The organism is Streptomyces sp. NBC_00289 (genome assembly GCF_041435115.1).
Taxonomy (GTDB): domain Bacteria; phylum Actinomycetota; class Actinomycetes; order Streptomycetales; family Streptomycetaceae; genus Streptomyces.
On record NZ_CP108046.1, the window covers coordinates 152,692 to 179,532 of the forward strand.

Genomic DNA, 26,841 nt, shown 5'->3' on the forward strand with positions numbered 1-26,841 from the left:
CCGGAAGGAGAGTGTTTGCATGCCGAGGTACGCCCCCAACAGAGTGCCGACTGCGGTGAAGAAGAGGTACTTCGAGCTGCTGCACGCGGGGTATCGAGGTGCGGCTGCCGCCCGCCAGGTCGGGGTGTCCACGAGCTGCGGTTCGTTGTGGTTCATCGATGCTGGGAGCATGATCATTGCTGACCCCGGCCCGATATCGCCGCGCTTCCTCACCCAGGACGACCGCATCGCGATCGCCGACGGCCTGCACTCCGATCAGAGCGTGAAGCGGATCGCGGCCTCGATCGGGAAGAGCTTTCAGAGCGTCTACCGGGAGATCGAGCGCAACAGCAAGCCGGACGGCCGCTACAACCCCTGGTGGGCCCACAATCGCGCCCTCCTGCGTCGCAGGCGTCCCAAAGAGGAGAAGATCCGGGTCGGCGAGCCGCTGCGGACGTTCGTGCGCGAGAAGCTCACTGAGAAGTGGTCTCCTCAGCAGATCTCGCGTCACCTGGCCCGCGAACACGCCCACGACACATCGATGCGGGCATGCCCGGAGACGATCTACCGGGCCCTGTTTGCCGGCCTCCTCGGCCGGCGCGACGCCAAGCTCCGCACCGGCCGAACCCGACGCAAGAAGCAGCGTCGCGGCGTGCCCACCCTGAACAAGATCAAGAACATGACGCTGATCCACCGGCGCCCCGTTGAGGTCAACGACCGCAGATCTCCCGGGCATTGGGAGGGAGACCTCATCATCGGCCGCGGACAGGGCTCGGCGATCGGCACCCTGGTCGAGCGCACCACCCGTTACGTTCACCTGATCCACCTGCCCGGCGGCTGGAAGGCCCCGCAGGTGCGCAACGCGCTGATCACGCAGACCGCGCATATCCCGCCCCAGATGAAGAGAACCCTCACCTGGGACCAGGGGCGCGAACTGACGCTCCACGAGGACATCGAGGCCCTCACCGGCTTCCGGATCTACTTCTGCGACCCTCACTCGCCCTGGCAGCGCGGCACCAACGAGAACATGAACGGCCTGCTGCGGCAGTACTTTCCCAAAGGCACCGATCTGTCAGTCCACACCGCACAAGACCTTCGCGCCGTCGCCCGCCAACTCAACCACCGACCCCGCATCGTCCTCGGGGACAAGACCCCGGCCGAGGCCATGCAAGAATGCCTCACAGGCCCATTGACCAGGTGATTCGCAACCACTGATGGAAACCGCCCGGCGTCGAGCGGGCGGCTCTGCCATTCGGCCATGCCCTCCAGGACCTTGTCGGTGATGGTGGAGATGGTCTGGCGGGAAACGTCGGCCCCATAGACCTCGGCCAGGTGGGCCTGGACCTCGCCGGTGGTCAAGCCCTTCGCGGCCAGCGAGATAACCATCTCGTCGACGCCGGTCAGGCGCTTCTGTCGCTTCTTGACGATCTTCGGTTCGAAGGAGCCGTCGCGGTCGCGGGGCACGGTTATCTCCACCGGGCCGACGTCGGTCAGCACGGTCTTGGAGCGTTTGCCGTTGCGGGAGTTGCCGCCGTTCTTGCCCGCCGGATCGTGCTTGTCATAGCCGAGATGGTCGGTGATCTCGCCTTCCAGAGCGGACTCGAGCAGCCGCTTGGTCAGCTGCTGCAGCAGCCCGCCCTCGCCGGTCAGCTGCAGGCCCTCGGCCTGGGCACGGCCCACCAGCTCGTCGATCAACTGGTCGTCCACGGCCTTCACCGACGCAGCCTGCGTGGGCTCGACACTCTCGGACTCGGACTCGTTCTCACTGGTCATCGATGCATCTTCCATGATCGGGAGTTACACCGAACGATTCACAGTCCCGCTCGCCGAGTCCTTGACCATCAGCAGCCCTGAACCATGTTCCGGCAGGTCAGCCGGGCTTCCCGGCGCGGGAAGCACCCCGCGACCCGGCCCATCAGGACCTCGAAGGACTCGTCCCACACGGCGTGCGCTAGCGTGGCCTGCACGGCCACCGCGTCTTGATTCGTCGTCACAAACGATCACGATGCAGGTGGCCGTACCTCTGCCCTCAGGCACCCCATCCACCACTCTGACGAGTGACGACGTTCTACGCCTCACGAACTACAGCTGCCGTGTCCTTGCACTTCGAAAGCAGGTCAGGTGGGGGATCCAAAGATTCTGGCACCCCCCGTTCCGCTGACTACCCTCAGCTCAGGCAGCGCCCCCTGACTAGAGCAGCCGATACTCGATAGCGTGAACTGTCAGGGTTTTCTGGATCTGATCCGAAAATGAAGTAGTGCCCGGGCAGGTCGAGTTGACTCTCCGGCGTCGGTGTCCTGATGGATGCGGCAGGCGGGGAGGGTTCAGGTGGTGGCGGGGCAGGATTTTGGAACAGCCCTGGGCCCCACCTGATCAAGGGGTCGGTGTCCAGGGCGATTGCAAAGTCCTTCGATCGTGTGTCGCGCAGGTCAGTTGAGGCCGAGTAGGGCCAGTGGCCGCTCGTAGGGGCGGAGGGCTGTGGTGCGGAGTCCGGCGGCGATGTTGGTGTGGCCGGCGTCGCGGAGTTGGTTGATGGCGAAGCTGCGGAGGGTGGCCATGTTCTCCGGGCTGTGCCCGGTGCGGATCTTGGAGGCGTCTTCGCGGAAGGCGGTGTCGCGGACGAAGTGGAGCCTGTTTTCGATCACCCAGTGCGCCCTCAAGATCGTTGCGATCCGTTCGGGAGACGCCTGGCGGCTGGTCAGGTCGGTGATCACGTAGACCGTTTCCCGGCTCTGCTTGCCGGTCTTGGTGTCGGTGCGGTGGCGTACGACCTTGGCGACCTGGGCGGCGTGGGGGAAGTCGACGCCGAGGCCGGTGACGGTCAGGGCCTGCACGACCCGGGTCTCCTTACGTCCGTGGCCGGTGGTGCGGTCGTAGAACTTCGCCGCCGCCTGCCCCCAGGGCAGGGTCCGCAGCTGCTCGTAGAGGTTCTTCTGGTTCCGCTTCACGGTGAAGGCGTAGTGCGCCTTCTTGACGTCGACGAGGAAGCGGGCGTGCTCGCGCTGGGTGTGCAGAGCATCGCCGGTCACGGTGACACCCTGCAGGTCAAAGGGGTCCAGCAGGGCGGCGAAGCAGGTGATTTCGTTGGTCTTTTCCGGAACCCGGAGCTGGGTGACGGTCATCCCGGTGCCGGTCATCGCGGCCAGCAGGTGCGCGGCCGGGGTGGTGCCGTGGCGCGAGCCGCGGGCGCTCTTGCCGTCCAGGGCCAGGGTGTCGGTGCCGGCCGGGTCATGGCCGAGGAGGTCGGCCAGGCCGCCGGGGCAGGTGTCCTTGACGACCCGACGGATGGTCGCGCCGCTGGGCGGGACACGTACGGACAGGTCGGTCGCGGTACGGGCACCGAGCCGGGCCAGGACATCCTGCGGGGCCTCGGCCGCCCACTCGCTGATCGCCACGAAACTCCTCGCACCGGTGACCACGGCGGAGCAGGCGATCAGCAGCACTGCCACGAAAGGGTGACGCTTCCCGCGCCGGTACCGCGGATCGGCAAGTGCCCGCAGCCGCCCGGCCAGCGGGCCGATCACACGGTGCTGACGGGTGGGCGACTTGACCAGACAGACGGTGGCAGACTGACGGCACATCGAAGCTCCGTTGCGGGACGGCGACTTGGGAAGGTCACCCCCACAACGGAGCTTCGTTGCGTCCGGTCGCGCACCCGACCAGCATCCACACCGCCGTGACATGCGCATCCGAGAGATCACCACGACTTTGCAATCGCCCTGACCAGAGCCCCAAGGCTGAAGAGTTGACGCGTAGACACCTCGCTCAACAGCCCCGGGGCTCTGCCCGTTCCGCCCTCACCACACGTCACCCGATCAGTGGCCGAACTGAACAAGCTCAGTGTCCGAAAAGGTCGGCGAGGCCGCCGGGACACACCAGGATCAGCACCCGGCGCACAGTCGAAGGCGAGGCCGGCGAACCGCACCCCGAGCGGTCCGCGGGCATGAAACCCCAGGCGGGCGAGGGTGTCCTGCGGCGCGTGTGACGGGCCGGCAGCTCAGACAGTGCCTCTGCCGCTCTTCGGGGCTGGCTCTCCCAGGGTATGTCGCCGATTCACGATACTCCCGCTTCGTTGGAGACCAAACGGTGGTAGAGGCCTTCGAGGATCATCAGGTCGTCGTGGGTTCCCTGTTCGGCGATGGTGCCATGGTTCATGACTACGATCAGATCAGCGTGGGCGAGGGTCCTGAGACTGTGGGCGATCATGATTCGGGTGCACCCGAGCTGGGCGAGGTTGTCGTAGACCTGGCGTTCGGTGATGGGGTCAAGGGCACTGGTTGCTTCGTCGAGAAGGAGGATCGACGGTTCGTGGACGAGTGCCCGGGCCAGGGCGATGCGCTGTCGCTGGCCTCCGGACAGGGATGCGCCAGCGTCGATGAGTGGGGTTTCGTAGCCCATGGGCAGGGCTGTGATGTCGGCGTCGATGCAGGCCAGTGCGGCGGCACGGACGACAGCTTCAAAAGGAGCGCTGGGGTCGGCGAGCGCTATGTTGTCCCGGATGCTTGCTCCGAAGACGTACGCGTTCTGGGTGACGATGCCAAGCTGTTGCCGCACGGAGCGGGTGTCCATCGCGGACAGGTCCACACCGTCATAGCGGACTGTGCCGCTTTCGGGCTGGTAGAGGCCAAGCAGGAGGTGAGCGAGCGTGGATTTCCCGGAGGCGGACGGTCCGACGATCGCCACGGACTGCCCGGGCCGGATCTCCAGTGAGATGTCATGGACGGCTGGAGTGGCGAAGCCGTTGTACCGGAACGTCACTGCTTCGGCAGTGATACGTCCGGACAGATGCCCAGGTTTCCGCGGATTTTGGGATGCCTGCTCAGTCGGGGTGTCGAGCACGTCGTTGATGCGTTCGAAGTAGCTGGCCAGCCGTTGCAGATCCAGGACAGTGATCACCAGTGCGGTTAGTGGTTCGAGGAATCCAGCCGCCACGGCGACCAGTCCCAGCATGGTGCCCACGGAAAGCGCTCCGTCGAGGACCTGATATCCGCCGATGGCAAGGACCGCCAGCGGGGAGCCGAAACGAAAGCTGGCCAATGCGGAGTCAACCAGCGCGGAAAGGCGGCCTCGCTTGACGGCCGTGCTGACCTCGGCGATGTACAGGTTCGTCCAGTGGTCAAACCCGCGCCGTTCCGCTCCTGCCGCCTTGAGTGACTCGATGCCCGCCAGGAGCTGGTACACGTAGCCTTGGGAGCGAGCCTCGGCCTGCAGGCCCTCGGCCATCAGTTGTCGGTTGCGCTTGCGCGCGGCCACGAGCAGCGCCGCCTGCAGCCCGCCCAGCGTCAGCGCCAACGCACCGATGGGTGGGCTGAGAGCAAACAGGACGACGAGGTAGAGCGTGGCCAGGCCGCCGTCCAGCAGGGTCGAGATCGCTCCGTTAGCCAGGCTTTCGCGGATCACGCTGTTGGACTTGAGCCGCATCATCAGGTCCCCCGCTGAGCGCTGGAGGAAGAATGCATAGGGCAGGTCGACCAGATGCCCCATGAATCCAAGGGTCATCTGCAGGTCGAGGTCGGTGCGTAGTTGCAGCAGCAGCCGGGAACGCAGGAACGCGGTGATGAAGTGGTAGCCGGTCAGGACGCACATGGCAGTCACGAGAACGGCAAGCAGGTGGTGGTGGCCGTCGGGCAGAGTCCGGTTGACCAGAGTGGCGGTGAGCAGTGGCACGGCGAGTGAGAAAACCCGCAACAGCAGTGAGGTTACGAGAATGCGCCGCAGGTTCCGCGACTGTGCCAGCAACGGTCTTAGGTAGCGGAACAATCCCTTGGGAGCTCGGCCCCGGGGTGACAGGGTGGGCGTGGGCTCAAGCGTGATGGCGACGCCGGTGTAGGACTGATGAAGCTGGCCGGCCGGGACCCGGGTCCGTCCCGCTCGCGGGTCGATGATCTCGGCGGTGCCCCGGCGCCACCGGTCGAATACGACGAAGTGGTTGAACTCCCAATGAAGAATCGACCCTTGAGGCAGGCGGCACAGGTCGTCGATATCGGCGCGCACAGCGCGGGCTTGGAGTCCATACCGTCGGGCGACATTGACAAGTATCGCAGCGGTCGAGCCGTCGCGTCCGGTCCCGGTCGCGTCACGGACCTCGCTGAGGGGAACGTGACGGCCGTGGTGCGCGAGTACCATGGCCAGGCAAGCTGGCCCGCAGTCGGTCAGCCCCATGCCGGCGATGTACGGGATACCTTTAGCCATGGCCGGTCACGAGGCCTAGAAGCGACTGACCGTCGACCTGGTATGTCAAAGCGAGCAGGACACCGCCAGCCACGGTGACCAACAGGAGCCGGTAGGCGGTTGTCATCCACGACGCTCCGACTGGCAGCAGTTCGCCAGTGGGGCACCCACGCTGATAGTCCCGCGCCTCCTGGCGGAAGAGGTCCTTCATGCTTGCCTCTGGTGCAATCGGGCGTTGTACAGACGGTGGAGCAGGTCGTAGATCACGAATTCCTGGGCGCGGTGCTGGGAGCGCAGCAGCCGGTTGGCGTGCATGTGCGCGTAGCTGGCTGCAAGCTGTGCAACGGGCAGCCCGCGGCGCTGCAACTCGTGAACCACTGGTGTCAGCCCGGAGGAGCGGCGGCGCAGGATCGACAGGCCCGGCAGTAGGCCATGGGTGGAATCGGCGCCGTTCAGCAACTCGTTCAGGCCACGCCGCTCAGTGCGGAATCGTCGGCCGATCTGCCCGCCGAGCGCACCATTGGCCCGGAACTCGGCCGCGAAGGCATCCCGGCGCTCGCATGCCCATGTCGCTTTCTGCGAAAGGTCAAAGCCCAGGTTGGTCAGCAGTAGGTCGATACCGGCGAGGGTCAATCGCCAGCGTGCATCGGCGGCCGTGCCACTGGGCAGCGTTTCGACGATCGCCAGCACAGCCTCGCTGTCGTGACGGAACAGGTGCTCGGATAGCTCGATGCCGGCATCACCGCCGTACCGCTCGAGTTCCCGCTGGTAGGTGTCCAACTGCAGGCGCCGCAGGCGTCCGTCGTCCAGCAGCGGCGCGGCCGCATTGTGCAGCAAAGGCAGGACTTCTGCGGTCAGTCCGCCACGCGGACCGTGTAGGCGTAGCCGGATGTGCCAGTCGGGGTCGCCGTAACGGATGAAGAACCACGAGTCCACCGCATCGGAGCCGATAGCCTGATCGACCACGGGCCGCACCAGCTCGGTCAGCACCTGGTCGGCGGTGGCTGTGCCGGTGTAGAGCTTGGCATACAGCCACTCCGCACCGGGAGGAAAGTCGCGCCGAATACGCGACCTACGTGCAGGGGTCACTGACTTGACCGTTGCACTGGTTCGCACGAATGGCACGATCAGCTCGTGTGTAAACCGGCCCTCCCGCCCGGTCACACACAGTGTCTGTGGGCTGGCCAGCGCCTCGACCAGGGTCGCTCTCGTACGCCCCTTCAGCTGAGCCTCCAGCATCTCCACGGACTGCCGACTATCCAGGTCAGCAATCAGTTCGTTATCGCCGTCGGCGAGGGCGACCAGCTGCGGCAGCTGCCCTTCCGCACGGCGTTGAGTGATCTGGCGGATCTGTTCTTTGTGCAGCGTCCATCGCGCCCGCGACAGGACAAGCCTTCCGTAGGTAACCCGGGGCAGATACGGTGCCCCGTTCAGCGGGCCCCAGTCCCAAGAGGTTTTGCGCACGGTTCCGTCTCCGGCCAATGCGCACAGGAACCGGTACATTCCCAGAGTGCGGCGGTCGGCATTGTGAGCCGTGGTCATGCGGGGCACGACCTCGCACCCCAGGCGCCCGGACCGGAGCACGAACCTGTTGTTTCGCACTGAGAGCGTCAGATCAGCCACCGGAATCTGGGTCTCCGCAGGTGCCCCCGATCGGCCCAGGTACGGGATCTCGTATCGCCGCAGGACGGGACGGCACAGTATGTTGCCCATCCGCCCTTCTGGCAGGTGCACCACCTCGGCGAACACAGCGTCCGGACGTAGCTCTTCCTCCCTGCGCAGGTGCATCTTCACGGCTTGATGGAGGGCATCGTCCGCGTGACAGAACCGGCCCAGTAGCCCCGCCCCGGGGGCTCCGTCGACGCCACGGACGATCAGCCGAAAGTCGCCGCGGTCCACGGACTGCGTGGACGCGGCAGCGAGTACGGCCATCACAGAAATCGCATCTGGCGGGGCGGGGCGGTCGGCGGTCTCCAGCGAAGCTATGTCGTCATCGGTCAATGAGATCTCGTCTCGGTCGTCCCGGAGGGCACCAGTGAGCATGCCGAGTAGCACCCGGTCACGTGGGATCCAGATCTCCGAGAGATCCCCGGTGGGAGGGAAGTTCAGCCCGCGCAGCAGCGGCGAGGCCTCGTAGATTGGCCCCTCGAAGAAACCGAGGCCGATATCCTCATCGAGCGCCTCCGCGAGAGACACCTCACGGTCCTCGTATCGTTCAACGAAACGCTCACGAAACCGCCTCAACGCATCATTCGAGGAAGGGCGAGTCAGCCTCAACAGCACCTGGGCCGCATGGCCCATCTCAGCGATGACCTGCGGGCCGAGCTCTGCCCTGACTGCAGGCTTGATCATATCGACTTGAAAGAGCCGCGCCGGATCCGGCTGAGCAGGCAGCGGATCGAGTAGCCGTCGCACCCGTAGATACTCCGCGGGCGCCGCACCCATCCCTCCCGCGTCCAGCTTCTCCAACGCGACACGGACATTCTCAAGCAGTTCCGCCAGGTGACGCGTGGACTCCTGCTGGACAAGCCGATCGATGAGCACCGTCAGTGGCTCTGGACCCGTGACGGGCAACTGCAGGTCTGACACCAGCATCTGAGCGCTGGTCAATTCATCGATGAATGCCGTTGCCATCCGGGCTGTGACCTGGTCATCAACCAGAGAAAGGACCAACTCGTCAATCGTGGCTCCACGGCTGGCACGTTCCAGGGTCGCCTCGAGGTGAGCGGACCTGTCGACGGCGACCAGGTGATAGGTGCGCCGCCTACCCGACCAGCTGGCCTCGGCATAATGCAGGCGTCCGCCCAACGGGTACAGACTCGAGTTAGGCATCCACTTCAGAACCCGGCGCACCACCGGGTCAGCCTCCAGCGCCGCAATCAGCGCGAACAGGAAGTCATTGTCGAGTCTGGTACGTCTCCTGTAGTCAGCCTGCGGAGCAAGCTCCAAACGCGTGCCTTCGCCCACCGTGCCCATCGTGCAGCCGGCGAACAAACCAAAGGGCGTCGCGCGGGTACGCGCCCGGACCATATAAGCCGTCAGCGCGTGCAACGCCCTCGGTGACGACTGCTCGGGACTGTCCAGTGCCTCCACCAGCGCCGACGAGGCCAAATGCAGTGCCTCACGAATCACCGGATCCCGCAAACCCTGTTCAGAAGGTGCTTCATACGGCAACAACGGGGTGCGCAGGACAAAGAACCCCGACGGCGCATACTGCAGGACTCCGGCACTCATCATCGACTCCAAATTTCAGGACAGCAGCAAGACGCGGTCCCAGGCAGGCTCGGTCCCTTCCAGCGCTGCCAGCATCACCAGAGCGACTCCAGCCCTGCCCTCCAGGAAACCGGCCCCGGTGTTTGATGGAAGAAGCTCCACTGCCCGGTTAATCCAGCGACGGGCGGCATCAGCCAGAACTTTTTCGCCCGTGCTCTGGTACAGGCGGTTAAACACGTGGCCCAGACCAGCCGCACCGTGACAGATGCCCGCCTCACTCACAGAAGTCGCCTCAGGCCGTAGATGTACAGCGCTCAAGGCCATCTCCACCGCTGCCTCCTCCCATTCGGCGTGACCGAATACCCGGGCCGCCGCGAACAGCACCCCAGCCACCCCGGGGGCTCCGTAACACCAAGCGAACGGACGCGCCTCCCCTGCCTCACCGGAAGGGCCGACAAACGACGGAAGCCCGCCGTCCCCGCCCAAGGGGCGACGCTGGCTTAGAATCCAATGCACCGCTGCATCGGCCAGTGCGCTGGCAGTCTCGCTCCGTACACCCGCTCGGGCCGCGTGCGCCAGCAGCCAGACAACACCCGGAACACCGTGCGCAACACCCATGTTGTAATAGCCATGGGGGGCAAGCTGCCGGTTCCTCTCCGGCAACGCTTCCGGGCCCGTGAACCACGCGGCCCCTTCCTCCCGATAGACCGCCGCCATCGCCAAATGGTCCACAATCCGTTCGAGGCATGTCACGGCGGTAGGCCGAGGCAGCCGCTGCAGCACGTAGACACCAAGCCCGACGAGACCTGACACAAGGTCGTACTCCCGCGGCATCGACTCACCGGACAAAAACGCCAACAATGCGAGATCAACTGAATCGAGGACGTCCTCGTCAGCCAGATCGAACAGCAACCCGTTCAAGTGGGCGGTGACCCATGCAACCCCCGTCACCCCACAATAAAGCGATGTAGGAGCCGCCCCGCTGGTCACCGACCGAGACCAAGACGACTCAATCAGTGGCACCGCTGACGGACACGCTTTCCCTGCACAGGAAGCATATGCGTGCGCCAACGCGACGCCAGCATCGCCAGTTGCCAGAGAACCATCACGAAATGGGCCGACCAGCCCTTCCAGCGCAACCACTGTCGGGTGACTCACCGCGGATCCGACGTTGCCGAACTCGTCGATTATCGAATGCCATGCCATGTCTTTTTCATTTCACGTAACTTGCACTCGACAAGAACCCGATTGCCGGACGCACCCTCAGGGCGCGGGATTTAGTGCGCAATCTAATCATCGAAATCATTCATTAAAGGGGGGCGGGACGTTCTCGTCCCGCCCCTCACTTCTTCATAAATCCGCCACTGGACGTAGCGCACCACGAATCAGGATTACCCCTGCAGGTCAGTAGCCGCACATAGGGAAACCAGTAGGAGGCGGACAGCCTTCGGAACAAAGCGCACTAGCGCCTCCAGTGTCCATCATCATGCCGCCGACGACAACATCCATTTCCTCAAGAGTCAGCTCCTTGAGGGTCTCACGGGAAAAGCTGAGCTCAGGCCTGTCAACGCCGAGACCATTTCGGTTGAATTCATCGGCCGCCGCCATATCGGTCCTCCCATTTTCATTTCGTCGATCAACCGCAATTGCACATTAGGCGGGAAATACCTAAAGATTCCCGCTCCGACTGCTGCTACGCGTTCAGCTACAGAACCCACGTCGACTCACTTTAAGCCTTTGAAGGGCTAGCTACTATAGCCAGGGCGCAGATGCAGGCAATTCTGAATTGTATTGATGAGGGCGCCGTGCCCCCTGAGCAATCAATGCTCAACAAGTGAGGTTTTCCCGTGCGCCCAGTACTGATCTTTAAGGTCTTGCTTGACGATCTGTCAGTTCGGGCATATAGGCGGTATGGGGAGGGGTGTTGTCAGGTCGGGCGGGCCGTCGGTGGTGTGGTCCGGTTCGGGGCGTGTCCGGCCGTGGTGGTGGCGGTTGGCTCAGGCCGTGGCGGGCAGGCGGACGGTGCCGGCGATCTGGTCCCAGATCGCGAAGCGGATGATCCATCAGTTTCCGGAAGAAAGCGCCTGGCCGCGGGCTCGTCGCGGCGGTTCTGCAACAGGATGCCGAGCACGTTCCCGTCCTGGTCGACGGCCCGCCACAGGTACTTCTGCACGCCGTACCGAGCATCGCGATCAGGCCGGAGGCGAGGTAGCTGGCGGCGGCGTCCGTGAAGGAGAACAGGGCGCCCATCTGCGAGTTGGCGGACGCGAGCTTGTCACCTCGGGCGAGCGACGGTAAATAGCTGATCCCGGCCGTAGAGGAGACGTCGTTAACGGCGGCGAGCAAGGAGGCCGACGACACACAGCAGTGGCAGCGACAACCAACCGAGGTACGCGGCGAGCGGCACGCACAGCAACAGGACTCCGCCCCCTACCTTGCCCCAGGTCAGCAAGACGAGTTTGCGGTGCCGGTCGACCAGCACCCCGCCGAACAGGGCCGTCACCGCGGGCGGGAACCGCTGGGCGGCGTAGAGCACGCTCATCTCCAGCGGTGTCGCCTTCAGTGTGAGAAGGGCCAGAGTGAGCAGCGCGACGGATGTGACCGCGCCGCCCAGCACGCCGACTGCCAGCCCGTTGTTGAACAGCACGAGGTCCCGGTTGACCGTGTCGTCGGCGGCCACCGGCGCTGAAGCTGCGGCGGTATGCGGGAGTGGTTCATCGGAAGCCGTCACGCACAGCCTCCTTCGACCTCGGCCAGCAGGCTCAGCACGCGTGGGTGGCCTGGTCTTTGCTGCGGTGTCGAATGGTGGTTGCTCATTCCAGCTCCGCCGGGGCTGGGACGGATGGGGAACCGGGAAGAAGGAACTTCGCCGACTTGGCGGCCAGATGCCGGTCGAGGTATTCCGCGGCGTCGTCGGGACGCATGCGGGCCAGGGCGACCATGGCCGTGATGGCTACATCCGCGACTTCCGCATGAGCCTCCTCCCATGGAGTGGTCCCTTTGCGGGGGTTGGTGCCGCGGGCGCCGATGACTGCCTGGGAGGCTTCCCCGGTCTCCTCGGCGATCTTGAGGACCTGCAGGCTCCATTGCAGTGTGACAAGCTTTGCGATTTGTTTGCAGCTGTGATCTCATCAGGACGCGATCAGTCAGTCCGGATCATAGGCTTCTTCAAGGAGCCGGGTCGCGAGGTCGTCGGCCCACTCCAGGGCCCATGTGCGGAGAGCACTGATGGCGGCCTCGTCCAGGCCGTAGGCGGTGAAGGCTTCGTCGTCAGTCCACTCGGCGCCCGTGAGATTCGACTGCAGGTCCTCGCGCTCGAAGCGGCCGCGGGCGTGGCGGCGGCCGAACTCCTCAAGCTCGGCATTGGTCCAGCGGCGCGAGGCTGCGAACACGTCGATCAGATCACGGGGTGCTCCGCGGTCGGCCAGAGCGCGGACCTTGGTCCCGATCACGTCCTCCTCCGCGAGGACGGGCCCGTACGGGCTCTGAGCGACCGGCCGCCAGAAGATCTCCTTGAGGATGTCGACTTCGCAGTCTTGCCCGGTGGCCGGATCAGTCACGGTGAAGCGGGCAGACAGTGGGGCGGTCTCCAGCGCCTGCACCTGCCAACCGCGGGCTTCCAGGCCGGCGCGGAGCGTGGCCGCGATGTCGGCCATGGGCGCCGGGTTCTCGGTGGCGACGTCCAGGTCCTGGCTGGGGCGGTTCACGAGGTGGTGCGCCCGCACGGCGTACCCGCCGGTCAGAACCAGGGGGTACGCGGAGCCGAGGGCGATCACGTCCGCCAGGAGCCGCCTGTGCAGCTCCGGCATGTCCGTCACGCGGCTGCCTGGGTGCGGGAGGCGAGCTGGGGGAAGGCGTCTTCCCAGACGGTGCGCACGGTGCGGCCGACGAGGGTGCGCAGTACCGGCCACAGCTGAAGGAGCAGGTCCCGGTTGAGATACCGGGGCAGGTCGTCACGTAGGCCCTCGTGCAGGACGGTGCGGTACAGGCCCATGCGCTGACGAGGCTTGCTCATGTCGTACGAGGTCATCCCCGACCAGGCCAGGTGCAGCGGCAGCTCTACGACTCCCTGAGTCGGGCCGTGCAACTCGTCCAGCGACTCCGGCAGACGCAGCCGGAACTTCTCCCGATAGAGCGCGAGGTCCTCGGCGACCGCGCCCGAGAGGTCGCTCGCTGTGGGTGCGGGGTGCTGGGGGCTCGAGGGCATGAGTCCATTATGGCGGCCGGAAAAGTGGCGCGGGGGCGTTGTCAGACATCCCATGGCGTTGGGTGTCAACTCGTGGCGAGGTTGGCGTGGTGGGCCCAGGCGGTGGCCTCGTCGTAGCGGGTGCGGGTCTTGAGGCATCCGTGGAGGATGCCGACGAGGCGGTTGCCGACCTGACGCAGGGCGGGGTTGTAGTCGAGTTCGCGGGCTCGCTGCTTGTTGTAGTAGCGGCGGACTCCGGGTGAGTTCTGCAGCGCGCAGAACGCCTGGCGCTGCAGTGCGTCGGCGAGGCGGTTGTTGCGGACGAAGCGGGCCTGGACGGTGTGGCTCCTGCCGGAAGCGCGGGTGACCGGGCTGGTGCCGGCGTAGTTCTTGCGTGCCTTCGCGGACGCGTAGCGGGCGGGGTCGTCCCCGAACTCGGCGAGCACCCGGGCCCCGACGATCTCGCCGATGCCGGGCATCGACAGGTAGATCTCAGCGTCCGGGTGTGCCCGAAAATGTGCCTTCACTTCACCCTCCCTCGTGGTGTGGCCGATCATTCGGTGGGGTCGTTGGTGGTGTGGGGTGGTGCGGTGGCGCTTTCGGGGAGCTCTGGGTAGAGCTTGGCCATGCTTCCCTCCGGCAGGTAGCGGCGGGGGAAGGCGATCCACTCGTCGTGCAGTTCGAAGAGAACGGCGGTGACCAGGCGCTCGAGCGCCCCGGGATTGGGGAAGACCTGTACGACGTCGGTGCGGCGTTTGATCTCCCGGTTCAGCCGTTCCAGGGGGTTGGTCGACTGGATCTTCTTCCAGTGCTGGAGCGGGAAGACCGCGAAAGCGGTCAGGTCTGTCTTCGCCGTCAGCAGCATCTCTTTCACCTTGGGGAACTGCTCGCCGAGCATGTCGGCAACGGTGTCCAGCTGGGTGGCGACCAGTTCCGCAGTGGGCTGGGCGAAGACGGTCCGGATCGTCGCGGCGACCATTTCACCAGCGCCTTTGGGTATGTGCGCGAAGCAGTTGCGCAGGAAGTGAACGCGGCACCGCTGATACGAGGAGCCCAGCATCACCTTGCGGATCGCCGCGATCAGTCCGCTGTGGTGGTCCGCGATGACCAGGCGGACGCCGCCCAGGCCGCGGGCACGGAGCGAGCGCAGGAACTCACTCCAGAACGCTTCGGTCTCGCTGTCCCCCACGGCGGTCCCGAGGACTTCGCGGCCGCCGTCCTCGGTGATGCCGGTGGCGATGACCACAGTCTGCGAGACGATCTGATGGTTCACCCGCACCTTGCAGTACGTCGCGTCCAGGTAGAGGTAGGGGAACCGGGTGTGGTCCAGAGGGCGGGTGCGGAACGCGGTCAGCGGCTCGTCGAGCTCGCCGCGGATGCGGGAGACCTCGCTCTTCGATATGCCACTGTCCCCGCCCAGGGCCTTGACCAGGTCATCGACCGAGCGGGTGGAGACCCCATGGACCCAGCAGTCCAGGTCGTGGCCGATGTTCGCGGCGAGCATCCACCCCTGGTTGACCTGCCACTTCTTGGACGGCAGGTTACGCAGGCCCATCGCCTTGTCACCACGCACGCGGTCCTCGACCGTGGCGTGGGAGCGGCTGAGGGCATCGAGCCACTGCGGCTGGTGGGAGCCGGCGATGCCCCACATGTGGCGGATGTTCGTGGCGACGATGCTGTACTTCCAGCCGGTCTTCTTCTCGAACGCGGTCAGCTTCTTGACCTGCCGCCCGGACGGTTTGACCCGGCGGACCAGCAGCCGCATCCCGTCCGGCCAGCCCGGCCGCCGGTTCAGCCCGGTCAACTCCGCGACCCCATAGCTTTCGTGGGGTGTGCCGTCCTGTTCGAGCAGCGCGTCCCAGGCTGCGGCCGGCAGTTTCACGATGGCCTGCTCGTCGTCGGCGGTGATGGTCCAGCCGGTCAGGTAGCGCACGGTGCGCCGGGCGGTGTTCAGCTTCTCCAGGTGCTCCAGCAGTTCGTGGGTGGCGCCCGCGCCGTCGACGCGGACCAGGATCTTCGCGCGGGAGCTGTCGGGGATCTGCCGAAGCGCGTCCGCGAGCACGGCGAGGTGGTCGGCGACCGTGTTCGAGCCCGCGTTGCCCTCGCGCAGCAGCATGGCCAACGACTCCTGGGTGTTGGCACACCACGCCGCGAGCGGGTGGAAGCCGAACGTCTTCTTGAAGGTGGCCGCGGCGCCCTCCTTCTTGGAGGACGCGTTGATGATCGTGGCGTCGATGTCGATCACGATCCAGCCGGTCAGCACCTTGCCGGCCACCGTCAGCCAGGGGAAGCCGCCGGAACGCAGCGCGAGCACGTCCCACACCCGGCGGCGTACCCGCGCGCGGGCTTTCGCGATCCGCCCGCGCGCCCGCCGGTCGAGGTCGGCCAGCAGACGGTGCGCGGTGGAGTCCGACGCGGCCGGGCCGAAGATCGCCTGGTGGTGGGCCTGGAGTTGCCCGGCGTCGGACAGGTTCGTCGCCCCGAGCACGATCGCCGAGGCCAGGCCCAGCAGCACGTGCGTACGGTCCCGCCAGTTCGCGCTCCCGCCTGCCGGCCACAGCCGCGCAAGCGCGGCGGTCAGCCCGACCTGGTCCGCGACCCGTGCAGCAGCACCCCGGCATGCCCGACCAGCCCCTTCCCATCAGCCGTCACAGACAGCCGCCGGTCCCACCCGGTACGCTCACTCACCAGAAAGGTGCACCTGACTCTTGCGCTGATACGACCTCGACACTCGCATCCTCGCAGGCCACGGGGCACCTTTCGCTAACTCCGAGTCAGACCGGCTCGCCCGGCTGAATACCCGAGGTTCGCTCTGCCACGCTGCGGACGAGCTCGATTCCGTCGGACGAGCGTAGTGACTCCAGCAGCCTTATCAGGTCAGACTGGGACAGGGCCATCACCTACTCCTCATGGTTGAACTGGGCGTTCACCAAGAAGAGTTACGTGATGGCCCTCCTCGCGTCAGGGAGCGTCGGACACCAGCAGAAGTGCGCCCCGGGCACCCGCCCGCGCACGCCCACAACTTGATCGGCTACACCACCAAGCGGGACATGACCAGCCAGCGTCGCACGTACAGCAGGACCCAGGACTGGGACGGATTGGACGGATCAGTGTGGGCGGCGACCGCCTTGAGTACCAGGTCCCACGGAACGCTGTCGAAGAATGCGCGGATATCCAGGTCGATGACCCAGTCCGCCTTCCAGCAGCGCTCCCGGCACCGGCCCACAGCATCAATCGCCGACCGCCCAGGACGGTAACCGTAGGAGTCGGGATGAAAGACCGGCTCGGCCTTGGCCTCCAGCACCCCGGCAACCACCGTCTGGGCTATACGATCCCCGATCGTGGGCACGCCCAATATCCGGACGCCCTCTTTCTTGGGGATCTCCACCGCACGCACCGGAGGCGGAAAATAGGTGCCGGAGGAAAGATGATTCCAGATCTTGTATAGATTGTTCTTCAGATCCTTCTCGAATTCTTCCATCGACACCGCATCCACGCCCGCTGCGCCCTTGTTCGACCTGACTTTCTCGTACGCCTCCCAGACGGAATGCTTGGAAATATTGAACGGCTTGCCTGACGCTTTCACCTCGTTCACACGACTCCTCCCGGGTAACGTCCGGTTGATCGAATAAACACAGTCACGAACGACCCGGCCCCTTCGCTCCGCCCCCGTTACAGGGGTTTCATCACTACTACGAGCCGGTCCGCCGGCGTACTTGGCGTCGGTACTCAGTCCCTCACGGCTTCGGACCGCCCGGGACGCTCCCTCTCTCCCCGCTCACCAGCGGAGACGTATCCAAGCCCGCCTTCTCCTGTTCCGTACGAAGGCCGCAGACCGGGCTCGCGTCGCCTGCATGCCGGACACCGCCTGGCCAATAAACGGGCACCCGCCAGACTCATCCCGGGACTGCCTTGACACCCCGGTTCTGATGTCGACTCTACTTTTCGACACGTCAGCAGCGATTCGCTTGCGCTCGCCTTCCCGATCCCCACCTGACGTCTCAATGGACGCCTTTTCCTCATCGTTCACCACGGCAGTCTTCAGCTAGCGCAGCATGAGGTGGTTTAAATTCTCCCCCCGCAGGGTGAATTTGAAGGGCCATACCTTCATCCTCCGTACAACATCGCTACAAGAAGAGTTCCTACATGCTTCTTCCTTTCACGTTCAGGACACAACAAGGCCGTGAAGTTACGGGCTGATCGTTGGCGTCAGGATGTTGATGCTGAGGGTGGCTTTGTAGGTGCGTCGGTCGACCTTGAGGCTTTTGTATGCGTATCGGGACAGGGGGCGTTTCACTGCGCGGGGGCTGACGCGGAGGCGGCGGGCGGGCATGAGCTGGTCCAGGACGGCTCGGCCGATCGTCCCGACGAGGTCGGTCACGGTGTCGGCGATGATGCCCGCGGCCTGGATGATCTGGCCGCGGGCGCATCGGAGCGCGACGCTGAAGCTGGCTCTGTCCGGGTCTGCTCCGGGTGTGGTCCCGGTGGCGTCGGCGATCGCGATCCGCAGGACCTGGTAGGCGCTCAGCAGAGCGTAGACCTCCTGGGCGATGCCGGCCCAGGTCTTCGAGCGCAGGACCCGGCGGCCCAGCATCGATTTCTTGATCGCGAAAAAGGCCGACTCCACTTCCCACCTCTCGTGATAGAGGCTGACCAGGTCTGATGCCGGATAGCGGTGGTGGTCAAGGAGGTTGGTGGCCAGCCGGTAGAGACCGGTCCGGCGGCCCTGGCTGGTGGTGATGGTGACCTCGCACTCGATGATGCGGACCTCGATGTCGCCGAAGCGGGAGAGGAAGGAGCCGTCGTCGTAGCGGGCCAGGACCGGCGGTCTGCGGGCGGCGGAGGCGCGGGCGAGGAAGGCGGCCTCGGTGGCGGCGACCGCAGCCAGGAACGTGTTCGAGGAGAAGCCCCGGTCCAGTAACACGATCATGCCGGTGTGCAGCGAGCGCATCAGCCGCTTGCCGTAGACGCTCTCGCCGCTGGACCGGGAGCCGAAGGCGGCGTACAGGGGGGTTAACCCTTGATCGTGGACACCCTGATCATTGGATCGTGAGGATCCGAAGAACAGGAGTTCCCGTTGGGGACGTCGAAGTACTCGCCTGAGTTCCGGGCCGATGCCGTCGCGCTGTACCGGGCCACGACCGGGGGTACCTACGCCTCGGTGGCCACGGACCTGGGCGTCAGTCACGAGACGCTCCGCACGTGGGTGCGCGACGCCGAGCCGGCCGCCCAGCCCGGTGCCGCCGAGGCGGGCGCGATGGAGAAGGAGAACCGGCAGCTGCGGGGGCGGGTGAAGGAACTCGAGCTGGAGCGGGAGATCCTGCGGAGGGCCGCGAAGTATTTTGCGGGCCGGACCAGCTGGTGAGCAGCCGCTTCCAGTTCGTTGACGATCATCGTGGCGCCTTCGGCGTCAAGCGGCTGTGCCGGATCCTGCATCTCTCGCGGTCCGGGTTCTACCGGTGGCTGGACGGCGCTAACGCGCGGGCCGGGCGGGTCCGGGCGGATGCCGACCTGGCCGAGCGGATCACCGCCATCCACGTCGAGTCCGACGGGACTTACGGCGCCCCGCGGGTCACCGCCGAGCTCCGCGAGGCCGGAGTACAGGTCAACCACAAACGCGTAGCCCGGGTCATGCGTGCGCGGGGGGGGCATCGTCGGCTTCCACCTGCGCAAGAAGGTCCGCACCACCATCCCGGAGCCGTCGGCGACACCGGTTCCCGACCTGCTGCGGCGCGATTTCACCGCGAAGACGCCGAACACGAAGTACGTGGGTGACATAACGTATCTCCCCGTCGGGAACGGCCAATTCCTCTACCTGGCCACGGTGCTGGACCTGTGCTCGAAACGCCTGGCGGGCTGGTCGATCGCCGACCACATGCGCAACCGGGCTGATCACCGACGCGCTCAAGGCTGCGGCGGCGGCCCGGGGCACCGACGGCCTGCACGGAGCGACCTTCCACAGCGACAACGGGGCGCAAGGTGGATTCAACTGGTCGTCGCAACACCCTGATCTCGGAGGTGTGCGACGTGGCCACGGCGGACTGGAGTTTGAAGACCAGCGATGTTCCGGAGGGGCGGCGTCGGCAGTGGCGCGCTGACCGTGCGTTGCGGCCGGCGATGCGTTCGCCGGGGCGGCCTGATCCTTCTCGGGTCGTGCAGCGCCAGTTCTGGCGACTGATCGCCACGGGGGTCACGACGGTGGAGGCGTCGTTGGTGGTCGGCGTGTCGTGGCCGGTGGGTGCGAGGTGGTTTCGTCACGCTGGCGGCATGCCTCCGATCTCGTTGGCCGAGCCCTCGAGCCGGTACCTCACGTTCGAAGAGCGCGAGGAGATCGCGATCCTCATGGCGATGAGCAAGGGCGTGCGCGAGATCGCCCGCGCCCTGGGGCGAGACCCCGGGACAATCTCTCGCGAACTGCGCCGCAACGCCGCCACGCGCGGCGGCAAGCAGGAATACCGCGCGACGGTCGCCCAGTGGAAGGCTCAGCAGGCGGCCAAGCGCCCGAAGAACGCGAAACTCCTGGGTAACGACCGGTTGCGTGAGTACGTAGAGGACCGGCTCGCCGGCAGCATCCGTCGCCCCGACAAGATGACCGTCACCGGGCCCAAGACGCCCGCATGGAAAGGGCTGAACAAGCCGCACCGTCAGGACAGACGTTGGGCGACGGCATGGAGTCCGGAGCAGATTTCGCACCGACTCCGTGTCGACTTCCCCGATGATGAGTCCATGCGCATCAGCCACGAAGCGATCTACCAGGCGCTGTTCATCGAAGGCCGTGGCGCGCTCAAGCGGGAACTGGTGACGTGCCTGCGCACCGGCCGGGCGCTGCGGGCTCCCCGTGCACGGTCGCAGAACAAGCCGCAGGGGCATGTCACCGCGGACGTCGTCCTCAGCGAACGCCCCGCCGAGGCCACGGACCGCGCGGTCCCCGGACACTGGGAAGGCGATTTGATTATCGGGACGGGCCGCTCCGCGATCGGCACGCTTGTCGAGCGCAGCAGCCGCTCCACGCAGATCGCGCTGGAGTCTTACGACCGGATCGTGGGCCTCGTCCTGGACCAGATCGCCGTCGACGGCTCGATCACCAAGGCCCCCGGCGGCGGCGAGGTCGCCGGGCGTTCCCCCGTGGACCGCGGCAAACAGGGCCTGAAGCGCTCGGGCATGACGGATGGTTACGGCATTCCGCTGGGCCGCGTCCTGGCCGGAGCCAACCGGCATGACTCCCCGCTGCTCGCTCCGACCCTGGACCGCCTGGACGACCTCGGACCGCTGCCCGATGACATCACCATCCATCTGGACGCCGGCTACGACTCCGACAAGACCCGTACTCTGCTCGATGAACGCGGCCTGCACGGCCGGATTGCGCGCAAAGGCGAAAAGGCGCCGGTCCAGGCAAGCTGGAGGTGGCACGTGGAGCGTACCCATGCCTGGCAGAACGCCTTCCACCGCCTCGCCCGCTGCTACGAGCGCCGGGCCACCGTCATCGACGCCTTCTTCGATCTCGCCGACACGATCATCACCGTCCGCAGCCTGATCCGCCAGGCATGGACAACCCACCGCTGGGACGAACGCCCCCACCGCCGTCCATGAGTACACGCTATCTGTGCGACCTCTTAGGGCTCGTAGCGAAACAAGTTATGAATCAGTCGCGCGGCGCGTACGTTTCCTGCTATGCCGATCGATATGGAGTCCCTGGCCCGGCGCTACGAGGCGATCCGGGATCACCTGACCGAGCGGCAGCGACGGTTGTGGCTCGGCAACGAGGCTCGTGAGCTGGGTGGCGGCGGTGCACGGATCGTCTGTGAGGCGACCGGGGTGTCCCAGGACACGATCCGACGGGGCCGCGGGGAACTGGACGATCCGCAGCCGCTGGCGGTCGGGCGGTCCCGGGGGCCGGGAGGCGGCCGCAGACGGGCCGAGGTCCTGGACCCGCAACTGGCCGTGGACCTGGATGCCCTGGTCGAGCCGGAGACTCGTGGTGATCCGATGAACCCGCTGCGCTGGACCACGAAATCGCTGTCGCACCTGGTTGCCGAGCTGGTCAATCGGGGACACCGGTGCACCGAGAACGTCGTGGCCCGACTGCTGCACGAGGCCGGCTACTCCTTGCAGGGCAACGCCAAAACCGTCGAGGGCAAGCAGCACCCCGACCGCGACGCCCAGTTCCGCTACCTCAACGATCAGGTCAGGGCGGCCCTCGCTGCCGGACAGCCCGTCGTGTCCGTGGACTGCAAGAAAAAGGAACTGATCGGGAACTTCAAGAACGTCGGCAAGGAATGGCGACCGCCTGGGGACCCGGTGAAGGTCAACGTCCACGACTTCCCGGACCGGCCGGCAAAGCCATCCCCTACGGCGTCTACGACATCGGCGCCAACGCCGGCTGGGTCAGCGTCGGCATGGATCACGACACCGCCGCGTTCGCCGTGAACACCCTGCGGACCTGGTGGAACAACGTCGGCCGGGCCGCATATCCGCAGGCCACGACACTGACGATCACCGCGGACAGCGGCGGATCCAACGGCAGCCGACTACGGGCCTGGAAGACCGGGCTGGCTGCCCTCGCCGCCGAGACCGGCCTGTCGATCACCGTGCTGCACCTGCCGCCGGGTACTTCGAAGTGGAATCGCATAGAGCACCGGCTGTTCTCCGCAATCACCATGAACTGGCGCGGGACACCACTGACCAGCCACGAGGCCGCCGTTTCCCTGATCGGTGCGACGACGACCGAGACCGGCCTGACCGTGTCCGCGGCCCTGGACACCGGTGTCTACCCCACAGGCATCAAGATCAGCGACAAGGCCATGAAGGCCCTCCCGCTGACCCGTCACGAAACCCACGGCCAGTGGAACTACACCATCAGCCCACCCGCCGACACTCCCGAACCCGCAGACGTTAAATCACACTGAGCCCTTAGGTCCATAACATTGCTCACACTGAGCGTATGATGGCAGGTATGACGATGAAGGAGCGGGTTACCGTATCAATCCCAGCTGATCTTCTTGCCTGGGCTAAAGGCGCGTCCAGTGGAAACTTCTCTGCCTACGTCGAACGAGCTCTGCGTGCCCAGGCGCTCAGTGAGGCCTCGCAAGCCGTGGCCCAGTGGCGCGGGGACGCCACGGCCGCCATCGAAGAACTCGCTGACGTCTTTGGTGAGGAAGTCGCTTGAACGTCGCACGCGGCCAGGTGTGGCGAGTCTTGCTGGCCACCAAAACCAGAGCAGTGCTGGTCGTCGAGTCGGACGCGGCGATCAGAGCTCTGCCGGCCACGGTTGTCTGCATGATGATCGACGAGACCGGAGGTGCGCCCGACACCGTGATCACCGTTCCACTGGTCGAGCCGGTCGAGGGCGCGGCGGTTGCCGTCGATCTCGTGGCATTGACCGACAAGCGCATCCGTTCCGGCGCACTGATAGGAACTGTCGACTCCGTCACAATGGAACGGGTGTCATCGGCCCTGCGTGTCGTTCTCGACCTTACCGACTGAGCTCCTTCCGGGGGCGTTGTCATCTTTCGCCAGACGGACAACGCCAGCGGTGAGTCTTACGCAGTTCGGCGACCTGCTCGGTCGGCAGCGTCGTGATGCGAGTTGAGCGCGTCGGCGTTGACGGCCCGCCACAGGTACTTCTACTCCCCGCTGATCCCGCAGCAGCGAGCGGAGCTGGTTGGCGATACGGCATGGAGGAATGGGCTTTCCGGTGCGTATGTGGGTCTTCGAAGTCAAGCGGTGCGACATGGTCATGCCAACACGATGAGTCGTCGACCGGACGCCGCTCAGGCCAGTCGTTGCGCGGATGGCGCACCGCTTCAGCCGCCCGTCGGACAGCTGTCATGTACGCGTGCACCCGCTTAACTTCGAAGACCCGCATATGTGGCCGGTTGGCGGGTGAGCAGTAGGCCACCACCGCCCGCCCGCGCACGGAATGACGCCAGCTGTTTCATAGCGGCACGCGGTCACATGACGGTGCGCTGCCGACAGGGAAATGGGGCACTTCAGCGCGGCTGGGACAGCGGGCCCTGGGCGGTCGGCACCACCGTCTGGGAGAGCCGGGCAGCGGCCTGCGCCGACGTCTTCCACTTCATCGAGGTCGAGTACAACCGCACCAGGCTCCGCAAGCACCCCGACTTCGGGTACCTCATCCCACTCGAAACCCGCGCCCTGCTGCAGCAAGACCTCTGAGCCGCCCCGCGTAGAAACCCGCCGTTCAAGAACAGGGGAACGTCACATGTACTTGGGAAGGATGGTCTGGGCGACGATGTGACCCGCGGTGTCGTAGACGGTGACGCTGCGGACGAAGCTGTGTACCTGCTTCTTGTCTGACACGCTCAGATGCGGAAGCTTAGGGAGCTTGCTGGTGGCGTACCAGGCGCCCCAGCCGGGCTTGCCGGCGAGCTTCACCACGGTGCCGGCGATGGTGCCGTCCTGGGTGACGACCTTGACCCGGGCCGCGTCGCCCTTGCCCATGTAGAGCCCGGACAGGAAGTAGTTCTTGCCCACGGGTTCCTGCTGCATGCTGGCACCCTGGCCACCCATGTTGCCGTCGACCGCGCTACGGAACTGGCCCTCCGGCATATCCGGGGTGGACCAGTGCTTGCCGTCCTTGGTCAGCCACAGCTTCACCCCCGGGGCGGCCTGCACCCGCTCACCCGGCGCCACCACCCGCACCGCCGAAGCCGACGGGATCGTGGTTGCCGGACGCGCTGCGGTGTGGGTCTGTACCGGCGCGGCGATGTGAGGGGCGGTGATCGCCAGGGGCGCCAGCAGCAGGCCGCAGCCGACCGCCAGTCCTGCGGCCCGACGGCGGCGTCGTGCGTGGCTGGCCTTCTCGATGGCGGCCAGCGGGACGGGAGACGGTGTGATGTCGTAGGCGGCGTCGGCGAACACCTCACGCAGCCGCTCGGTGTCGGGCCGGGAAGTCATCGGCTTGCTCCAGAAGAAGTGGCGGGGGCGAAGAGGGGGTGGGCGCGCAGTGCCTGCAGTCCCCGGCGGGCGTGGGTCTTGACCGTGCCGAGTGAACAGTTCAGGACCTGGGCGATGTCCTGCTCGCTCAGGTCCTCCCAGTAGCGCAGTACCATCACGGTCCGCTGGCGGGCCGGCAGGGACGAAAGCGCCTGGGCGACTGCGGTGCGGTGTTCGACGTCCTCGGCGTGTCCGCCGTGCGAGCGGTGCATCGTCTCGGGAAGGAACGGCATCAGCAGGTGAGCGACGCGTTTCTTGCGGATCCGGCTGAGGTTGTTGTTGACCAGCGCGCGGCGCACGTACACATCGACCTCATCGCGCGGGATGCGTCCCCACCGGGTATGGACTTTGACCAGGGTGGTCTGCACCAGGTCCTCGGCCTCGTGAAAGTCGCCGGTGAGCATGTGCGCGGTCCGCACCAGCCGTGGCCAGGACACAGCGGCGAACTCGGCGAACTCGCCACGGCTCTCGTGCGTCACAACCAGCAGTTCCTTACAAGTGGGGCATACGCGGAGCGAAGAAGGTCGAAGAAGGTGGGGGCCTGGTCTGTGCCGGGCCCCCACCTAGTGGGGTCACATGTACTTGGGAAGGATGGTCTGGGCGACGATGTGACCCGCGGTGTCGTAGACGGTGACGCTGCGGACGAAGCTGTGTACCTGCTTCTTGTCTGACACGCTCAGATGCGGAAGCTTAGGGAGCTTGCTGGTGGCGTACCAGGCGCCCCAGCCGGGCTTGCCGGCGAGCTTCACCACGGTGCCGGCGATGGTGCCGTCCTGGGTGACGACCTTGACCCGGGCCGCGTCGCCCTTGCCCATGTAGAGCCCGGACAGGAAGTAGTTCTTGCCCACGGGTTCCTGCTGCATGCTGGCACCCTGGCCACCCATGTTGCCGTCGACCGCGCTACGGAACTGGCCCTCCGGCATATCCGGGGTGGACCAGTGCTTGCCGTCCTTGGTCAGCCACAGCTTCACCCCCGGGGCGGCCTGCACCCGCTCACCCGGCGCCACCACCCGCACCGCCGAAGCGGACTTGGAGGCCTTGGCCTTGGCGACAGCGGCCACCTGCGCAGTCGCCACCGAGGCCTTGGCCGGCGCGAACGCGTGCGCCATCGTCGGGACCCCCACCAGCGCGGCCGCGATCGCCGCGGCCGCCACGTACTTCTTCATCCGTGTCATGAATAAAATCTCCTTGCAGATCTCAATGAACAAGGTGGAGGGCGCCTCTCCACCCTCCTAAACCCCATCCACCCCAGACCTGGATGACACAAACCCGAAGATTTTTTCCGTCTCTCTCTGGCGCCTGCGCACACTGCATACAGCCCCCACACAGGGTCGGTAGAGCCGTCGTTTGCCAACACGGCCGCTCCAGCGAGTTCCACGGCGCTGGCCAACACGAACGAGCCGCAGCTCAAGGACGTCTGGAAGGGTTTCAGCTCAGCCCCTCCGGCTGGCGGTCGGGGCGCGTGAGGCGACGCAGTCCCGTGACGACCGACCGTCACTCTGTCCTCGTCGCCGCAGCGATCCGGTCGGCATACGCACGGTACGCCTTGCGTCCGGCCGGGGTGGAATCGTCGCTGACGAGGGTGGCGCACTACTTCAGCGCGGACTCATGGAGCGCAAGCGGAGCGGTAACGCGCACCGAGTAGCCCTGCCCGCGGCGAATGATCCGGCTGCTGCGCAGCGCCTCGTGGACGGCGGTGTCCCGCACGCCCTGAAGGTGTTCGGCGAGCAAGCCGGCACGTCGATGGTGTGCGGCCGCTCGGGCGCCTGTTCCTGGTCCTCGACCTGGCAGGCCACGCCGTCGAGTTCTTCCAGGACGTCGCCAACGTCGCGGGCGCCGGCCGCGTCGAGCACTCTACGGATGGTCTTGGGTGCGACGCCGTGCTGCCGGGCGAGCGCTTTCACCGCGGCGCCGGCGCGGTACGCGTTCGCGGCCTCGGCGGCCTGATCTCCGTCGAGCGCGGCCGGGCGCCCCAGGGTCCTGTCCGCAGCCTCGGCGGCGGCGACGCCTTCCTTCGTGTTCTCCGAGATCATGTCGCGCTGGAACTCCAGGACCCCGGCGAGCATCGTGACGAACAGCTTGGTCTGCGGGTCCTCACCGCGAGATCGAAGCCGGACCATGCGCCGGTCGCAATGCGCAGGTGCAGGCCGCGCCGCCCAAGGACCTCCCGGATCTGGATGACGTCCTTGGTCGAGCGGAACAGCCAGGCGGCGTCCGCGATGCGGATGGTGTCGCCGACCGCCGCCTCGTCGAGGAGCCGGCGGAACCCGGATCGGTTGACCGCGTAGACGCGGGACGACGTGGCCGGGTCCTCGTACGGTGGCTTGATCGCCTGC

General features: G+C 66.0%; 20 protein-coding genes and 8 pseudogenes. 8 read left to right on the top strand and 20 right to left on the bottom strand.

Going from position 1 to position 26,841, the window contains the following annotated elements:
• Positions 1-169 precede the first annotated feature (169 nt).
• On the top strand, positions 170-1,180 hold the full coding sequence (locus OG985_RS00785; RefSeq protein ID WP_371666460.1) for an IS30 family transposase: 1,011 nt from the start codon (positions 170-172) through the stop codon (positions 1,178-1,180).
• A 29-nt stretch (positions 1,181-1,209) separates the two neighbouring features.
• Here OG985_RS00785 and OG985_RS00790 read toward each other — a convergent pair.
• The 15 genes and pseudogenes from OG985_RS00790 to OG985_RS00860 form a co-directional block, all read right to left on the bottom strand.
• Positions 1,210-1,752, bottom strand: a pseudogene (locus OG985_RS00790) (transposase); the annotation flags it as partial.
• Positions 1,753-1,820: 68 nt separating this feature from the next.
• Entirely contained in the window at positions 1,821-1,973 is a 153-nt protein-coding gene (locus OG985_RS00795) for a hypothetical protein (protein WP_371666461.1), read from the bottom strand.
• A 435-nt stretch (positions 1,974-2,408) separates the two neighbouring features.
• Entirely contained in the window at positions 2,409-3,560 is a 1,152-nt protein-coding gene (locus OG985_RS00800) for an ISAs1 family transposase (protein ID WP_371666462.1), read from the bottom strand.
• 472 nt (positions 3,561-4,032) lie between these two features.
• Positions 4,033-6,171 (bottom strand): peptidase domain-containing ABC transporter, encoded by a 2,139-nt coding sequence (locus OG985_RS00805; protein WP_371666463.1) that lies wholly within the window; start codon positions 6,169-6,171, stop codon positions 4,033-4,035.
• A 186-nt stretch (positions 6,172-6,357) separates the two neighbouring features.
• Positions 6,358-9,387 (bottom strand): lantibiotic dehydratase, encoded by a 3,030-nt coding sequence (locus OG985_RS00810; RefSeq protein ID WP_371674204.1) that lies wholly within the window; start codon positions 9,385-9,387, stop codon positions 6,358-6,360.
• A gap of 12 nt (positions 9,388-9,399) precedes the next feature.
• Positions 9,400-10,569 (bottom strand): lanthionine synthetase C family protein, encoded by a 1,170-nt coding sequence (locus tag OG985_RS00815; RefSeq protein ID WP_371666464.1) that lies wholly within the window; start codon positions 10,567-10,569, stop codon positions 9,400-9,402.
• A gap of 871 nt (positions 10,570-11,440) precedes the next feature.
• Positions 11,441-11,539 (bottom strand): annotated as a pseudogene (locus OG985_RS00820) (DDE-type integrase/transposase/recombinase); the annotation flags it as partial.
• A gap of 153 nt (positions 11,540-11,692) precedes the next feature.
• Positions 11,693-12,094, bottom strand: coding sequence for a hypothetical protein (locus OG985_RS00825; RefSeq protein WP_371666465.1), 402 nt, complete (start codon positions 12,092-12,094; stop codon positions 11,693-11,695).
• A gap of 415 nt (positions 12,095-12,509) precedes the next feature.
• Positions 12,510-13,172, bottom strand: coding sequence for a nucleotidyl transferase AbiEii/AbiGii toxin family protein (locus OG985_RS00830; RefSeq protein ID WP_371674205.1), 663 nt, complete (start codon positions 13,170-13,172; stop codon positions 12,510-12,512).
• Positions 13,173-13,177: 5 nt separating this feature from the next.
• The gene (locus tag OG985_RS00835) at positions 13,178-13,570 is read right to left on the bottom strand and encodes a hypothetical protein (protein WP_371666466.1); all 393 of its coding nucleotides are present in this window, start codon (positions 13,568-13,570) and stop codon (positions 13,178-13,180) included.
• Positions 13,571-13,635: 65 nt separating this feature from the next.
• Positions 13,636-14,076 carry a transposase gene (locus tag OG985_RS00840; RefSeq protein ID WP_371666467.1) on the bottom strand — a complete coding sequence of 147 codons (441 nt, stop codon included), beginning with the start codon at positions 14,074-14,076 and terminating at the stop codon, positions 13,636-13,638.
• Between the two features lie 26 nt (positions 14,077-14,102).
• Positions 14,103-15,011 (bottom strand): annotated as a pseudogene (locus OG985_RS00845) (IS256 family transposase); the annotation flags it as partial.
• 60 nt (positions 15,012-15,071) lie between these two features.
• Positions 15,072-16,130: pseudogene (locus OG985_RS00850) on the bottom strand (transposase); the annotation flags it as partial.
• Positions 16,131-16,580: 450 nt separating this feature from the next.
• Positions 16,581-17,144 carry a reverse transcriptase domain-containing protein gene (locus OG985_RS00855; protein WP_371666468.1) on the bottom strand — a complete coding sequence of 188 codons (564 nt, stop codon included), beginning with the start codon at positions 17,142-17,144 and terminating at the stop codon, positions 16,581-16,583.
• A gap of 594 nt (positions 17,145-17,738) precedes the next feature.
• The gene (locus OG985_RS00860; RefSeq protein ID WP_371666469.1) at positions 17,739-18,737 is read right to left on the bottom strand and encodes a transposase; all 999 of its coding nucleotides are present in this window, start codon (positions 18,735-18,737) and stop codon (positions 17,739-17,741) included.
• Here OG985_RS00860 and OG985_RS00865 point away from each other — a divergent pair.
• From OG985_RS00865 to OG985_RS00895, 7 genes and pseudogenes are all read left to right on the top strand, one after another.
• A pseudogene (locus tag OG985_RS00865) lies at positions 18,627-19,593 on the top strand (IS3 family transposase); the annotation flags it as partial. The gene OG985_RS00860 and the pseudogene OG985_RS00865 overlap by 111 nt on opposite strands.
• A 223-nt stretch (positions 19,594-19,816) precedes the next feature.
• Positions 19,817-20,560 (top strand): annotated as a pseudogene (locus tag OG985_RS00870) (IS30 family transposase); the annotation flags it as partial.
• Positions 20,561-21,139: pseudogene (locus OG985_RS00875) on the top strand (transposase); the annotation flags it as partial.
• Between the two features lie 81 nt (positions 21,140-21,220).
• Positions 21,221-22,455: pseudogene (locus OG985_RS00880) on the top strand (ISAzo13 family transposase).
• 47 nt (positions 22,456-22,502) lie between these two features.
• Positions 22,503-22,715 (top strand): type II toxin-antitoxin system CcdA family antitoxin, encoded by a 213-nt coding sequence (locus tag OG985_RS00885; RefSeq protein ID WP_371666470.1) that lies wholly within the window; start codon positions 22,503-22,505, stop codon positions 22,713-22,715.
• Positions 22,712-23,032, top strand: coding sequence for a type II toxin-antitoxin system PemK/MazF family toxin (locus OG985_RS00890; RefSeq protein ID WP_371666471.1), 321 nt, complete (start codon positions 22,712-22,714; stop codon positions 23,030-23,032). The genes OG985_RS00885 and OG985_RS00890 overlap by 4 nt, the downstream gene beginning before the upstream one ends.
• A gap of 471 nt (positions 23,033-23,503) precedes the next feature.
• A complete protein-coding gene (locus tag OG985_RS00895; RefSeq protein ID WP_371666472.1) occupies positions 23,504-23,725 on the top strand; it encodes a hypothetical protein in 222 nt (73 codons plus the stop codon).
• A 42-nt stretch (positions 23,726-23,767) separates the two neighbouring features.
• Here OG985_RS00895 and OG985_RS00900 read toward each other — a convergent pair whose 3' ends face one another.
• The 5 genes from OG985_RS00900 to OG985_RS00920 all read right to left on the bottom strand — a co-directional run bounded on the left by OG985_RS00900 (position 23,768) and on the right by OG985_RS00920 (position 26,834).
• Positions 23,768-24,466 carry a hypothetical protein gene (locus OG985_RS00900; protein ID WP_371666473.1) on the bottom strand — a complete coding sequence of 233 codons (699 nt, stop codon included), beginning with the start codon at positions 24,464-24,466 and terminating at the stop codon, positions 23,768-23,770.
• On the bottom strand, positions 24,463-24,984 hold the full coding sequence (locus OG985_RS00905; protein ID WP_371666474.1) for a SigE family RNA polymerase sigma factor: 522 nt from the start codon (positions 24,982-24,984) through the stop codon (positions 24,463-24,465). The genes OG985_RS00900 and OG985_RS00905 overlap by 4 nt, the downstream gene beginning before the upstream one ends.
• A gap of 93 nt (positions 24,985-25,077) precedes the next feature.
• Positions 25,078-25,680: a hypothetical protein gene (locus tag OG985_RS00910; protein WP_371666475.1), complete on the bottom strand. Its 603-nt coding sequence runs from the start codon at positions 25,678-25,680 to the stop codon at positions 25,078-25,080.
• 420 nt (positions 25,681-26,100) lie between these two features.
• On the bottom strand, positions 26,101-26,625 hold the full coding sequence (locus OG985_RS00915) for a recombinase family protein (RefSeq protein WP_371666476.1): 525 nt from the start codon (positions 26,623-26,625) through the stop codon (positions 26,101-26,103).
• Positions 26,535-26,834 carry a recombinase family protein gene (locus OG985_RS00920; protein WP_371674206.1) on the bottom strand — a complete coding sequence of 100 codons (300 nt, stop codon included), beginning with the start codon at positions 26,832-26,834 and terminating at the stop codon, positions 26,535-26,537. Before OG985_RS00920 ends, OG985_RS00915 begins: the two co-directional genes overlap by 91 nt.
• Positions 26,835-26,841: the final 7 nt, after the last annotated feature.

Bases quoted from the DNA above. Each gene is read 5' to 3' on its own strand.
- OG985_RS00785 (WP_371666460.1), top strand. From the start codon at position 170: ATGATCATTGCTGACCCCGGCCCGATATCGCCGCGCTTCCTCACCCAG.
- OG985_RS00800 (WP_371666462.1), bottom strand. From the start codon at position 3,560: ATGTGCCGTCAGTCTGCCACCGTCTGTCTGGTCAAGTCGCCCACCCGT.
- OG985_RS00805 (WP_371666463.1), bottom strand. From the start codon at position 6,171: ATGGCTAAAGGTATCCCGTACATCGCCGGCATGGGGCTGACCGACTGC.
- OG985_RS00810 (WP_371674204.1), bottom strand. From the start codon at position 9,387: ATGATGAGTGCCGGAGTCCTGCAGTATGCGCCGTCGGGGTTCTTTGTC.
- OG985_RS00815 (WP_371666464.1), bottom strand. From the start codon at position 10,569: ATGGCATGGCATTCGATAATCGACGAGTTCGGCAACGTCGGATCCGCG.
- OG985_RS00830 (WP_371674205.1), bottom strand. From the start codon at position 13,172: ATGCCGGAGCTGCACAGGCGGCTCCTGGCGGACGTGATCGCCCTCGGC.
- OG985_RS00835 (WP_371666466.1), bottom strand. From the start codon at position 13,570: ATGCCCTCGAGCCCCCAGCACCCCGCACCCACAGCGAGCGACCTCTCG.
- OG985_RS00885 (WP_371666470.1), top strand. From the start codon at position 22,503: ATGACGATGAAGGAGCGGGTTACCGTATCAATCCCAGCTGATCTTCTT.
- OG985_RS00895 (WP_371666472.1), top strand. From the start codon at position 23,504: ATGACGGTGCGCTGCCGACAGGGAAATGGGGCACTTCAGCGCGGCTGG.
- OG985_RS00900 (WP_371666473.1), bottom strand. From the start codon at position 24,466: ATGACTTCCCGGCCCGACACCGAGCGGCTGCGTGAGGTGTTCGCCGAC.
- OG985_RS00910 (WP_371666475.1), bottom strand. From the start codon at position 25,680: ATGACACGGATGAAGAAGTACGTGGCGGCCGCGGCGATCGCGGCCGCG.
- OG985_RS00915 (WP_371666476.1), bottom strand. From the start codon at position 26,625: ATGGTCCGGCTTCGATCTCGCGGTGAGGACCCGCAGACCAAGCTGTTC.